The following is a 13,588-nucleotide window of genomic DNA, read 5'->3' as shown; positions in this document are numbered from 1 at the left end:
CTCTCTCGATTTTGCGCCATCAGCACAAAAGCATTTTTAATGTTTTTATCAAACTGTCCTGCTCGAAATCGCCCTTGGCGATGTAGGCATCCGCACCCACCTGAATCCCCCGTCGCCGGTCTTCTTCCTTCGCGCGGGACGTCACGATGATGATTGGCGTATGCTGGTAGTTTTTCTCCCCACGCAACGATTTGGTGAAGGTGAAACCATCCATAAACGGCATTTCGACATCCGTCAGTACGGCATCAAACTGGGTCAGCTTCGCTTTTTGCAGCCCCGACAGCCCGTCTTCTGCCAGAGTCACCTGATAGCCGTGCGCTTCCAGCACGTTCTTTTCTATCTCACGGGTATTCAGTGAGTCATCGACCACCAGCACATGCCATGCATCCTGCGCTACGCTCGTGGCTGGCGCTGGTGTACTGGTTTGCCGTGATTGTTGCGCTATCGCCATCAGCGCGGGAACGTGCAGGATGCTGACCAGTTGGTTATCCGGTGTTTGTACCATCCCGGAGACCAGCGACTGCTGTTGCATATGCTTCGGTAACGGTTTGATCATCATCTTGCGTTCATCGAGCAGCTTATCCACCTGCAGCGCCATTTTGCTGTACTGGTTCTGCACCACGATTAATCGCTGTCCAGGCGTTGAAAAGCTGCTCTGGCGTTCATGAATGCCCAGCAAGCTACCTACGCAAACCACCGGGATAAACTCGTTATGCAAGATAATGGCAGGACGTCCGGCGATATCGCTGATCCCCTGTGGCGTGCATTCCACCACCTCAACCACATACTGCGCAGCCAGTCCAAACAGGTGCCCCTGCTCTTCAAATTGCAGAATCCGCATCATGGTTAACGAAACAGGCAACCGCAGGTTAAAGCTGGTTCCGACTCCCGGACGGCTATAAACCTGCAAATCGCCTTGCAGGTCAGTCACCACCGTTTTGCGCACCACATCAAGACCAACGCCGCGACCAGAAAGCTCGGAGACTATCTTGCTGGTCGAAAAGCCGGGATGAAAAATCAGCTCATTACATTCCTGCTCGGAGAGCTGCCCGGCCATTGAAGCAGGAACAAGACCTTTACTGACCGCCTTCGCGCTGATGGCCTCATAGTTCAGACCACGGCCATCATCTTCGATACGCAGTAGTATCCCGCTGCCGTCCTGCTGGGTGGTTATGGTAATCGTGCCGCGAGTGGATTTACCGAGCGCCAGACGTTCGTCGATCTCACCAATCCCGTGATCGACGGCATTACGCAGTAGATGAGTCAGCGACTCCGAAAGCCGATCAATGAGCTGACGGTCGATTTCCACTTCTCCGCCAACAAAGCGGCACACCACCTGCTTGTTCAGTGTGGAAGCCAGTTCGCTGACCTGCAGCGAAATGGGTTCAAACAACGTTGAAAGTGGCAGCATACGGATCCGCGCCGCCACATCGTATAGTTCAAACATCTGCAAATGCTGGAGCTGAACGCTTTCTTTTAGCTGGGCGCTAAAGTCATGGATCTGCTGGCGAAGCTGTTCAGCGCTTAATCCCGGTAACCGTGGTACCAGTTGACTCAGGTTTTGTATCTGCTGTTCCAGGCGATCATGTCCGGCGAGCACCTCCCCCAGAATGTCGATCAGGCCATCGAGCTTGTTCAGTTTTACCCGAACGAAATCAGCCTGCTTAATACCGGAATCTATACTGGCTGGCGTCGCGGGCGCAGGGACTACCGGTTTTTCTGTTGCCCCGGCAGTTTCGCCAGCCAGCGTGATATCCTCTCCCCGACTGGCGCGGGCAAGGCGTTCGCATAGCCCGGCATCCGCCGGTGGCAATTGATTATCCCCTTCGCTGACAAAAAGCTGGGTAAGCTGACCAGAAAGGTACTCCACAGACTCATGGATCAGATTGCCCAGCGCCCTGTCCGGCGTCAGTTTGTTATCACGTAGTTCACTCAATACATCTTCAAGATGATGCGTGACATCGGCAATACTTTGCAGCTTCAGCATCCGCGCGCCCCCTTTCAGGGTATGCGCAGCGCGAAACATCTCACCTATCCAGGCGTCGGTATGTTCATCAGCGGAGAGGAGAAACGCCCCTTCGCTGATCGTCTGCAAATGACCTCTCCCTTCATCAATAAAGCGCAGAACGAATTTTTTCAGATCGATAGCCATAATCGCTCTTATTAGCCACTTTGATGGGCGAATTGCGCCAGTTGATGTTCACACAGGAAACGAAACGTATTGCCAGGAAATACCATTGGCAAACGCAGACGACAAACCGATGACGGATTGTTTATCTCGTCGTTCAGTAACTGCATCACCACACGATAAGTCCGTTGAGCAGGCTGGTATAACTCGCTTTGCCGGTACATTTCAGCCAGATAATAGTGCGCAGGCCAGTAGCCGGGTTCCTGATAAACCACCTGCTTGAACCAGGCGATGGCCTGCTGGGTCTGGTGTTGCCACATCATCGCCAGTCCGAGCAGCATTTTGGCCTCTGCCGACCACTCATCCTGGGCGAGGATCTGCTGTGCGTTTCCGGCCGTTTGAGAAAATTCACGCTGCTCGAGGGCAATAACGCCCTGGATCAAAAGCGCATCCTGATTACGGGGATCGTCACGTAACACACAGGCGATACACTTTTCAGCTTCAGAAAAACATTTTTCATCGAGGCTGGCGCGTGCTTTCTTCAGCCAGTCATTACTCTGCTGCGCCGTGGGCACCAGAGGAACCTGTTCAACCACCGCTCTCGACTGCGGAATGCGCACCGCAACTCTGGGGACAGGCACAACCCTTGCCGCTTCACGATGGTGGCAAAAATAGAAAATCCCCTCTTCCTGCTCCAGCTTCAGAATGTCGAAATTGTTAGCCAGCGTTTCCGCATTGCCAAAAAATAAGGCTCCCTGCGGTTGCAACATCTTCAGCAAATTACCGTGCAGCTCGCGACGCGTTGGCGTATCAAAATAGATGGACACATTGCGCAGCAAAATGATGTCCACTTCCGGCAGTAACTGTTCTTTTATAATGTTGGTGCGATGGAAGGAGACCTTCTCACGGATCTCATCATGCAGCCGGTAGAGGTTTCCCGAGCGGGTAAAGTAGCGTTGCTGAATACTCGGGTCGACGCCGCGAAACGAGTAGCTTGAATAGCAGGCGTTGCGGGCTTTTGCCAGGATTGCCGGGTCAATATCACAGCCGTAAATTTCGATGCGCTGGGCCATCCCGCCGAGGTATTTCTCATGCAGCTTGATCGCCAACGAGTAGGCTTCCTCTCCGGAAGAGCATCCGGCACTCAGAATACGCACCGGGCCGCTGCGCTGTTGCAACAGACGCGGGATCCATTTATCGCAGATTAAATCCAGCGTATCGCTTTCACGGAAAAAATAGGTTTCGTTAATCGTAATCAGCGTGATGAAACTATCAAACTCATTCTGCGAGCTACGCAGTTGTTCATAGTATTCATAGTAATCATTGATTTTTCGCTCGGCCATTCGCCGACCCAGCGCCGTTTTCAGCAATGCTTCCATGGCGTTATCGAAGTGCAAACCGACCCGTTCTTTGATCAGGCGAGCGTAATCAGGAAGATTAGGGATCATGGCAATTTACTCTCAACATGCCCGTGGCAAGCCATCGAAAGCAGTACCGCAGCAAGACCATCCAGGGGGATCGTGCGGTGTATCAGTTGCTTGTCGATCGCGTTCTTATTCATACCGAATACCACCGAACTTTCTTCGTCCTGCGCCAGCGTTGTTCCGCCACGGCGGACAATAAGCTCAATGCCGCGGCAGCCATCGCTGCCCATGCCGGTCATAATCAGTCCGACGGCTTTTTCGCGAAACACCTCAGCCACCGACTCCAGCAACAGGTTGCAACTGGGATGGTAAACGTCGCTTTCCTGTCTTGGGATCGCCGCTAAACGCTGGTTGCTTTTGACGATCAGGTGCTGCTCCGGCGGCAATATATACACATACCCCGCTTCCACCCGATCGTCCTCCTGCGCCAGTCGCACCTTCAGATCGGTCACGCTATCCAGCCAATGCACCATATTTTTCGCGAAGCCATCGGCAATATGTTGGGCAATAAGTACCGGGCACGGGAACGTACCGGGCAGCTTCTGTAACAGTTTACTGAGCGCCTGCGGCCCGCCCGTCGAGCAGGCAATCGCCAGCACAAAAGGCCAGTCCTGTGGCGTTTTTACAACGTCTATCATCGGTCGTGCAGTGGGGATTACCGGTTCGCCTGGATAGCGTAATCCCTTGATATGTCGAATGACTTTCACACCGACCAATAATTCTACTTTACGATGCAAAGCATCCGTTGAGAGTGGTGAATCACTGCTATGGTGCAACACCGCCAACGCACCACGGGAAATGTAGTCATCATCCCATTGATTCTCTGGACAAAATCTCATGACAAGGATCGGGATTGCGCTGGTTGCCATGATCGTTTCCACGATTTCGACGTTATCGGCGCCCGAAATATCCAGCGTCAGAATCAGCAGGTCAGGCATCAGCTGTTGCAACAGTCGGATCGCCTGCCTGCGATGGGCTGCTTGCCCTACCACCTTAATGTGCGGGTGATCCTCCAGTTGCCTGACCAGCTCATTACGCGATGCGCTGCCCAGGTCGAGGATCAGCACCCGAATGTTGCTGCTATTCATGCATCTGTTTCCGTCAGTGTGAATGAGGACGAAGCCTCTTTCAGCGCTTTCGACAGTTGTGTCATATCCTGACTGACAACCAGAATGTCTTTGATAGATTGCGAGGTATAGTTACTGGCAACAACTATCTCACGCAGCGCCATGACCACCTGATTACTCGCCGTTTTCTGTTGCTGTGTTGAAAGCGATATTTGCAGCGCAGCCGTCGAGGTTTGCTCGGCCGTAACAACGATATCGTTAAGATGTTCAGCACTGACTTTACAGGCTATTGCGCCCGCTTTAATGCTCTCGCCGCCTTTTTCCGCGTTCAGCACCAGACGATTAATCGCGTTTTGGATCTCGCTGATCTTATTTTCAATTTCAACCGTCGATTCCGTCACCGAATCCGCCAGACGGCGGATTTCAGCCGCCACAACCGAGAAACGCTTACCGGCTTCCCCGGCGCTGGCAGCTTCGAGCGCTGCGTTAAAGGCGATAAGTTTCGTCTGATCCGCGACGCTGTTAATGATCACCATCACGCGACTGATTTCCGTCGACTTACTACCGAGCATCATGATTTCACGCATGTTTTGCTGATTGTCGGTATCAATATCCGTCATACGCATCAGCAATTGCGACATCGACTCGGAGCCTTTATTGCAATCCTCGAGCGTCTGGTTGGCAATATCCACAACCGCCCGTGAGTGTTCGGCTATCTGTGTCGATGAGGCAGACAGCTCTTCCATGGTGGAGGTAATTTCAGCTACTGAAGATGAGGTTTCCACGCTGGTTGATGCCTGCCCATCGACCGCTTCGGTAATATGCAAAGATGCCTGATGTACCGAATTTGCATGAGAAACCATACCGCCTACCAACGAGTGCAGACGCTGACGCATCATCTCCACCGCACTCAGCAGTTCTCCGATCTCATCGTGGTGATCGACCTGAACATCCACCGTTAAGTCGCCTTCGGCAATGGTTTGTGCAATCCCCAGGACACGGTTTAAGCGCCGGGAAATCAGGAAACGGCTGGCCACAGCAATCAGCAGTAAAATGATGGGCAGCAGCAGCGCGGTGAACAGCAGCAGACCGTTACGCACCAGATTGCTGCTCTTGGCGACATCATCAACATAGTTGGTGGTGGCGATTATCCAGTTAATCCCTTCAACGTATTCATAAACGGCAACTTTGGTCTTCGGCAATGCGCCATAACCGCTCACCCAGTTGTAGTAAGTGATGCCATTCTTGTGTTCGAGCATGTCGGCAAACAGCTTAAAACCATTAGCATCGGTAATATTAATTGCCTGCTGGTTGCTCAACGAGGGATGGACCAGCATACGACCTGGTTCAAATCCGGCATCCAGCACATAGGCGTAGCCATCTTTACCAATATGCACATTCAACAAACGCTGAATGATTGGTTGCAAACTCTGTTTGACGTCGAAACCCACCGCGACGGCCCCCACGACCTGACCATATTTGTCGGCAATCGGTTCGTAGTGACTAATAAACTGTTTACCGAACAGTGTGACCACACCGGAAAAGGGTTTATTTTTCAAAAGCAGCGGCAACGCAGGATTATCATGCCCTAGCGCTGTTGCTGTTGCCGTATTGCCTGAACTCGCCAGTAACGTACTGCTGACACGCACAAATTGCTCGCCTTGCAGAATAAACGTACTGGCAAATACGCTGGTTAATTCGGTGAAGTGCGCGTTGGTGTTCGGGTTGCTCAGCACCGCTTTTAATTCAGTAGAGTCCATATAACGCAGCGGTTTATTGGCAACGTTTTGATAATTATTAATATAAACATTGCTGTAATGTTCCGCATCGCGAGTCACACGCTGAAACTCGTTAGAAATACTGTTGTGGAATATCCGCGTGTTGGTTTTAATCATCTCCAGCGCATTGACCTGCAATTCTCTGGAAAGATACGACGATAATATAAAAGAGGCGCCAATCAGCAACGTTGCGATACAAACAACCAAAATCATACCGAGCTTCATCGCCACACCGGGATGGATGTTGTGCAGCCAGGACAATAGTCGAGCGCGCGGTCCCTCACTGGTGGTATTCGCCGTTCGATTTTTTACTTTAATAATGTCACTCATGATTTTTATTCTCTACCTGAGAAGAAATTACTCTTTTTTTGGTCATCAGGAGCTAGCGCCCTGTGATTCGAGCGTGAACAGCGGCGTAGGTTTGCCAATGTGATATCCCTGTAACCAGCCCACATTCATTTTTTCCAGACAGGCCTGAATAGTGGCGTTCTCGACAAATTCAGCGACCACCTGCATTTTTTTCATTTCAGCAACGCGGCAGAATGACTCAACGATGTAGTAACTAATTTCACTTTCGGTGATCCGTCGAATAAACGAGCCATCTATTTTCAGGATATCTGCTTCGATGTTCATCAAGCGCGCATGACTCGCAAACCCGGTGCCAAAGTCATCAATTGCCACCCGACATCCCAGCTGACGTATTAAACGTAGCGTTTCCACGGTTTGTTCTTTGTCTGATAACGTATCTGCTTCCGTTATTTCAAAAATAATCCGCTGTGGCTCCACCGCGTAGTCGTGCAGGAGTTGGGTGATCTTCGTAACAATATTTGAACGACACACCGTTACTGGTGCCAGGTTAATAGAAAAACAATGCTGCGGGTGGTTACGCATAAATTTAAGGGTGTTTTCGATAACCCAGAGATCGATATCCGGTGCCAGCCCCGCATCATGAGCAACCGGCAGGAAACTGTTCGGTGGAATAAATTCTCCCCGTTCGTTAAGCATACGGATCAATATTTCATGATACGGCGCTTCACCGTGGGTACTGACTATTGGCTGTGCCATCAGGACAAACGCATTGTTATCCAGCGCATTTTGCAGCGCAGTGCGAATTTCCGTTTTATCAACAATGTGGTTGCCAAGGATCCGGCTATGCTGCGCCTCAAGGTTTTCCGGCCTGCCGTTGGTGAGAGATAAACCCGCCACCATGCCCAGTTTCCCCACCAGCTGATAAATATCATCACTCAGATCGTTAATCAGGCAATAGCCCAAACCACTGCGAAAACCCAACCGATGGTTGTTGTAAAAGAGACGAAAACTGTTGGCGGCCTGATACAGATCGCATAGCCGCTCCCAGGTGCCATTTTCCAGCCGGATGAGCAGATCATAACCCGCGTGGTAATAGACTTTCTCGCTTTTCACCAGATGTCTGCGCAAATGCTCAGCAAGGATCTTCTGGTAGCGGGCGCGGAAATGAAAACCATAGCGACGCGAAAAAAGCTCCAGCTCGGGGATCTGTATCAGACATACGGTCGCACGTTCAGTGGTAAATAGCTCCGTCTTCAGCGCCCGTAAATTTGCCATGCCTGTCATCGGGTCAGTCAGCCCCAGCAGCAGCGCTTGGTTAAAACGCTGACGGGTAAATTTTGCCAGTACCCCCATGATCACAATGGTGAGTGAAAAGACAAAGATCAACGTCGAAACCAGCGCCTGATGCAGCATGAAGTTAACATTGCTGGCGATATAGCTGTCGTTATGTTTGCCTAAGATGATTAATACGATCGTCCACACCAGCATTGTGAACAAGTGGCCAATCTTGATTGCTCCCCATAGCATCAACGGAAATAACAGGATCAGGCTATAGATAGAGAAAAAAACATCCAAATTATCCGGTGATGTTAAGAAGAACATCAGAAAAAACAGCAAGATGCACCAGGATATAACGCCGTAGACGCCGACATTGCCTTTACACTGTTCGGCAATGGCCCGCATAAAGGTCAGCAGGAAAGACGGTCGACGAATGATGCGGTAAATCTTGTAAAATAAAGGGATCCCCGTCAGGCAACCGTTGATGATCCCCTGAATACGTACCAGCATGCCCAGACTCAACGCCGGAATGTTATCCACATCGGGGCGTTGTCCGTGGGCGACAAACATTGCAAAGAGTTTGCTGAACACCAGATACAGCAGGACGTTGTAGCCACAAAGCCAGAGCAGACGATTAAAGCTAATTTTGATGCGACCAAAGCTAACGCAGCTGCGTCTGCCGGTGAATTTGCGGTACGCGGCATAACTTAAGGTCGACGCGATGATCAGGCACAACGCATCTACCCGTTCATTTTGCGGACCGACCACAAACATGACCGTCAGGAACAGAAGAAACCCCGGCAACACCCGAAAACCAAACAAGACCAATGCTGCAGAAAATACGGCTAGCTTGAGATCGTAAACTGTTAAAATAGTATTATTGAGAATGCTATAACCGTTAAGATATTGTGCCAGCGGGTAAAAAAGGCCAGGTAAGACAAGTGGCAGGCACCATTCCCGAATGTTTTTTATCGTGTTTGAATTTATTATTGCGTCCAAATCAATTTATCCGCTATGCACTATACCAATAGGACTTTAATCCAGACTCGAATGTCACAAACAAATCCTTTTGGGTCAGCCGATGAACCATAGCAAAATTGTCAACATTGACCGCGCACTGAGAAAATAAAATAAGGTTCTATAATGAAGAGAGCATATTATTCATATCAAATCAGGAAATAAATACCCATTTATAGACAAAAATGGACATCCTGTGGGGATTAAATCACTAAAACGCCTGTCCAAAAAACTGCTAATTCATTGATGTTTCGCAAAAAACAAAAAAGCCGCTGTCAGTTTCCCAACACCTCCAACCAGTACGTATAAAAAACCTTCTCAGGCGCCATGAATGTCAACATTAATATCCTGAAAGGGGCATTCAGAAAATGTATTTTTATGTACACTTTTGCCTATTGACGAAAAGAGCTGCGTTATCTATATTCGCATACCGTTATTTTTGTCATTACTCACCATGGTTCAATGTTAGTTATTTGTTACGTCATTACGTTTCACATCTTTCATCTACTTATTTGCAACAATAATATTCCATCAAGTAATAACAGAAATTAATTTTAGCACCGAATAATCTTTTCAGGAATTAACATAATCCGTGGCAAAGTCTCTGTTTTCCCTTAAAGCAATAAAAGGGTGGCAACATTCAATCACTGGCAAAATAACGCAATTCTTGCTGGCGGGTATCGTTATTGCGTTTAGTGCTGGCGCGTTTACCAACTGGAGCCTGATAGATAACTTTTCTTATCAGCAGTGGGTGCAACGGGCTGAGGCGAATGCACAGATTATGACCTACATCATCCGCAACGTGTATACCACCGTTTCGGTCGAAACCAGCGATGCAGGGCAGATATCCCGCATTGTCTCCGACAGACAGATTGGTGACACCGACTCTATTATGCAAACCGGTTATAACCCGGTTGACGTTCTGGCACTGGCTTCAGTACAGACCCATAGCCCTACATGGTTGTTTCTGTATACGCCGGAGAAAGGGTTTGTTGGCATCAACAACAAGTCAGAAGAGGGTGATGGGATCATCTCTTTCCCCGGTCGTCTGCCGCGCGATGTGCTGGGTAACTACTATGTTGGCTTCGCCCAGATTAATGGCGAAGAGTGCTTTATCAGCGCCGTCCCTATTCTGACGCCTTCAGGTGAGATCCTCGGTAGCCTGATAAGCAGCATCGGTAAAAAAAGCGATCTCTACGCCACCTACGATGCGATGCTGAAAAAGAGCAGTATCATTTTTGTCCTGATTTTGCTGGTAACGCTGGCGCTGGTCACGATATTTATGCGCCGTTTATTCCGTCCGGTTCCGCTGCTAATTAACTCCCTTACCCGCATCGCCCATGAAGAGACGGACTGTATAACGCCCTATCTCGATCAGGACGATGAGATTGGACATCTGGCCGGGGCGATTGAAAAATTGCGCGTCGCCATGAAAGAACGCGGCTATCTGCAACGTATGCATGAAATGTCGCAAAAGATGGAGCATATGGCCCATCATGATTCGCTGACCGGATTGCCCAACCGCGTATCGTTTGGCCTAGCTTTAGATAAGCGCGTCAGTGAACTTCATCAGGAGGACAGAGCGTTCAACCTGCTGTTGATTGACCTCGACAACTTCAAGCCGGTGAACGACACCTTTGGCCATAAAGCGGGCGATGAACTGTTAATCAGCGTTGCCCAGCGCCTGCAGCTCTTGCTGGGACCCAACGATATCGTGGCGCGTCTGGGCGGTGATGAATTCGCCATTTTGCAACATGTCGATGACAACGCCATCAAAGAAGCACATCGCCTGGCGAAGCGAATCATCCGCGCGCTGAGCACCCCATTTACCTGGAGCACGCATACTTTTTCCATCAGCTGCAGTATCGGTATTACCACCGCGCCCAGGCAGGGCAATAATAGCTCTACGCTCATGATTAATGCCGACCTTGCCATGTACGCGTCTAAACATCACGGCCGGGGTTGCTTCCATTTCTTCGAAGACGGCATGGTGATGATGCAAACTCACAGCCTGTTTATTAATCAGGAAATTATCGATGGTATTGATAACAAGGAGTTCGAACTTCATTACCAGCCAATCATCAATCTGGAAGATGAAAGCGTGTATGGCTACGAATCACTGATCCGCTGGAATCATCCAACTAAAGGACTGATTTACCCTGATTATTTTATCAACATTGCCGAGAACTCCGGTCTGATCGTGCGTTTGGGCGAATGGATTATTCGTCAGTCCTGTGAAGCCGCTGCCAAATGGCCGGAACGTATCAGGGTAGCCGTCAATATATCGGCCTACCAGCTGCACAGCCCAGGACTGGTTGACGTGATCAAAGATGCGTTACGCATCAGTCAACTTTCAGCCGAACGTCTTGAAATAGAAATTACCGAATCCGAAAAGCTGGATAAGTCGATTGCCTTACCCGTGCTGCAAGAGATCCGCTCTCTGGGCATTGAAATTGCGATGGATGATTTAGGCACCGGCTACGCGGCACTGGATTATCTGCTGATCTATCCTTTCACTCGCATCAAGATAGCGCGCACGCTGGTCGATAAACTGCAGCAGGATAATGCCAGTCAGTATTTGATTGTGATGCTGATTCAGTTTGCCCATAAGTACAATATGTCGGTCACCGCTGAAGGGGTAGAAACCGCGCAGCAACGCGACATTCTGCGCGACATTGAGTGCCAGAATGTTCAGGGCTATTTCTTTAGCTATCCGCTGCGCGAGCGTGAAGTGCTTTCCGCATTTGCCAAAGAGGCCATTGAAGAAGGACTGTGCAATGTCTGACTTCTTTCGCCCGGTAAAGCGCATGCTGACGATTTTTGCCCTGTTAATAGTTTCAGCAACGCCATGCTTAGCAGGCTCTGCCCTGCCGTTGCACACGCTGGAGCAGATCGCCAGCAAGAAAAGCATTACCCTTGGTTATCAGGATGATGCGTTTCCTTTCTCCTGGCAGAATGGCAACGTACCAGCCGGCTATTCCATTGATATTTGCAACAGTATCGTCAGCGCACTCAAGACAAAACTTCAGCTTAAAAATCTGAAGGTCGAGTGGGTAAAAGCTAACTCGGCATCGCAATTTGTCCTGATTAAAAATCACATGGCAGACATCATGTGTATCCCGGCCTTTTATTCGAAAAGTCGCCACAGCGTTAGCGAGTTCTCGCTGCCGTTTTATTTTTCAAGTACCCGTTTCGTCATGCGTAAAAATGAGAGCAACGACAATCTGACAGAACTTTCTGGACATAGCGTACTGGTAAAAAGCGGCACGATTTACGTTGAACAGTTGCAAAAAGTGAATACTGCCAATGACCTGGATATTAATATTCAACTCGATACCAACAATATTACCGCATTCAATGAACTGAAGAGTGGTGAGTATTCTGCACTGATCTCCAGTACGGTTCTACTCAAAGGGATGATCGCGCAAACACAAAATCCTGAAGACTATAAACTTTCCGATATTGCGCTCAGCGCCCCGTTGCCGGCCGGCTTGTTACTCCCGTTACACGATAAAGAATTTAAAGAATTTGTTGATGACACGCTCTCTTCCCTGATGACCAGCAACGAATTTACTGCGCTGTACAATAAATGGTTTCAGTCACCGATTCCGCCGAAGGCCATTAATTTAAACATTCCCATGTCAGATAACCTGAAAGCATTAACGTCTGCTAAAAAGAAGATCAGTTTTGATTATGAAAAATATAATTAATCGTGAGATGACAAGGGTGAAGCGTACGGCGCAATGGCTGTTTTTACTGGCAGGCATCGGTATCACCCCCGCGCTGATGGCGCAACAGAACGCTGCGACACTCGATCATATTCAGAGTAGCAGCGTGCTCAACGTGGGTTACCGCCAGCTGCCGCCGTTTTCTTTTACTGACCACAATGGCAAAGTCACGGGTTATACCATTGCGGTATGCAACATGATTGCCGATAAATTGCGCCAGTATCTGAAGCTCAACAATTTAACCGTTCATTACATTCCCGTGAATTTTGCCGAACGTTTCTCCGCATTAAACTCGCGTAAAATAGATATGGACTGTGGCGTAAATACCAATGCGCCGGAGCGCACCGCCAGCGTGTCGTTTTCTGAAAACTATTACACCGCAAAAATGCGCATCATCTCTTTACGTAAAAATAATATACGGTCAATTTCCGATCTTAAAGGTCGCACGGTGAGTCTGACCGGAAGCTCAAAAGATTTGCTGGAATTTAATAAAGCCAACAGAGAGCAACATCTTAATATTTCAACGATTACCAGCACCACCATTAAGGGCGCATTTGAGAAGATGGCGCATAATGAATCCGCCGCTTTCTTTATTGATGATATTCTGGCCTGGCCGCTAATTAATCATAGCGAGCAACCTGAACTGTTCAGCGTCTCTTCTGAGAGCATCGGTAATGATATGCACTATGCCATTATGATGAGGAAAAACGATCAGCAGTTTGTGACGTTTGTTGACAGTACGCTGAAAGATTTTTTTGCCTCGCCGGCCAACGTGCAATTACGTAAAAAGTGGTTGTCTCCCTGGTCCTGCGAAAAGCTGAAAAACCCGTCACCGGGCAGTTGTCAGCATAGCCATTGA

The 13,588-nt window shown here is 49.2% G+C and carries 8 protein-coding genes; 3 read left to right on the top strand and 5 right to left on the bottom strand.

All coding sequences use genetic code 11. The features are described 5' to 3' along the window. Positions 1-19: 19 nt before the first annotated feature. From JQN59_RS04950 to JQN59_RS04930, 5 genes are read right to left on the bottom strand one after another with little or no spacing between them, the layout of a single operon-like run. Positions 20-2,152, bottom strand: a complete 2,133-nt coding sequence (locus JQN59_RS04950; protein ID WP_103014831.1) for a hybrid sensor histidine kinase/response regulator — start codon at positions 2,150-2,152, stop codon at positions 20-22. Between the two features lie 11 nt (positions 2,153-2,163). Then, positions 2,164-3,576 (bottom strand): CheR family methyltransferase, encoded by a 1,413-nt coding sequence (locus tag JQN59_RS04945; RefSeq protein ID WP_032944776.1) that lies wholly within the window; start codon positions 3,574-3,576, stop codon positions 2,164-2,166. Next, positions 3,573-4,640, bottom strand: coding sequence for a chemotaxis protein CheB (locus tag JQN59_RS04940; RefSeq protein ID WP_048215672.1), 1,068 nt, complete (start codon positions 4,638-4,640; stop codon positions 3,573-3,575). Before JQN59_RS04940 ends, JQN59_RS04945 begins: the two co-directional genes overlap by 4 nt. Then, positions 4,637-6,727 carry a methyl-accepting chemotaxis protein gene (locus JQN59_RS04935; protein ID WP_149607938.1) on the bottom strand — a complete coding sequence of 697 codons (2,091 nt, stop codon included), beginning with the start codon at positions 6,725-6,727 and terminating at the stop codon, positions 4,637-4,639. Before JQN59_RS04935 ends, JQN59_RS04940 begins: the two co-directional genes overlap by 4 nt. Positions 6,728-6,772: 45 nt before the next feature. Further along, on the bottom strand, positions 6,773-8,806 hold the full coding sequence (locus JQN59_RS04930) for an EAL domain-containing protein (RefSeq protein ID WP_239484213.1): 2,034 nt from the start codon (positions 8,804-8,806) through the stop codon (positions 6,773-6,775). Between the two features lie 787 nt (positions 8,807-9,593). Between JQN59_RS04930 and JQN59_RS04925 the strand changes: the two genes are divergently transcribed. The 3 genes from JQN59_RS04925 to JQN59_RS04915 are packed head-to-tail and all read left to right on the top strand — an operon-like array spanning position 9,594 to position 13,588. Further along, positions 9,594-11,786, top strand: coding sequence for a putative bifunctional diguanylate cyclase/phosphodiesterase (locus JQN59_RS04925; RefSeq protein ID WP_149607940.1), 2,193 nt, complete (start codon positions 9,594-9,596; stop codon positions 11,784-11,786). Beyond that, on the top strand, positions 11,689-12,711 hold the full coding sequence (locus JQN59_RS04920) for an amino acid ABC transporter substrate-binding protein (RefSeq protein ID WP_239484212.1): 1,023 nt from the start codon (positions 11,689-11,691) through the stop codon (positions 12,709-12,711). The genes JQN59_RS04925 and JQN59_RS04920 overlap by 98 nt, the downstream gene beginning before the upstream one ends. Continuing rightward, positions 12,695-13,588 (top strand): transporter substrate-binding domain-containing protein, encoded by an 894-nt coding sequence (locus JQN59_RS04915; RefSeq protein ID WP_020996293.1) that lies wholly within the window; start codon positions 12,695-12,697, stop codon positions 13,586-13,588. Before JQN59_RS04920 ends, JQN59_RS04915 begins: the two co-directional genes overlap by 17 nt.

It is taken from the genome of Citrobacter sp. B72 (assembly GCF_016894305.1).
In the GTDB taxonomy this organism is placed as follows: Bacteria; Pseudomonadota; Gammaproteobacteria; order Enterobacterales; family Enterobacteriaceae; genus Citrobacter; species Citrobacter portucalensis.
The sequence above is the reverse complement of the archived record's forward strand: the minus strand, read 5'-3'. Positions and strand labels throughout refer to the sequence as shown.

Excerpts from the sequence above, each read along its gene's own strand:
- JQN59_RS04950 (WP_103014831.1), bottom strand. The coding sequence starts at position 2,152 with ATGGCTATCGATCTGAAAAAATTCGTTCTGCGCTTTATTGATGAAGGG.
- JQN59_RS04945 (WP_032944776.1), bottom strand. The coding sequence starts at position 3,576 with ATGATCCCTAATCTTCCTGATTACGCTCGCCTGATCAAAGAACGGGTC.
- JQN59_RS04940 (WP_048215672.1), bottom strand. The coding sequence starts at position 4,640 with ATGAATAGCAGCAACATTCGGGTGCTGATCCTCGACCTGGGCAGCGCA.
- JQN59_RS04935 (WP_149607938.1), bottom strand. The coding sequence starts at position 6,727 with ATGAGTGACATTATTAAAGTAAAAAATCGAACGGCGAATACCACCAGT.
- JQN59_RS04920 (WP_239484212.1), top strand. The coding sequence starts at position 11,689 with ATGTTCAGGGCTATTTCTTTAGCTATCCGCTGCGCGAGCGTGAAGTGC.
- JQN59_RS04915 (WP_020996293.1), top strand. The coding sequence starts at position 12,695 with ATGAAAAATATAATTAATCGTGAGATGACAAGGGTGAAGCGTACGGCG.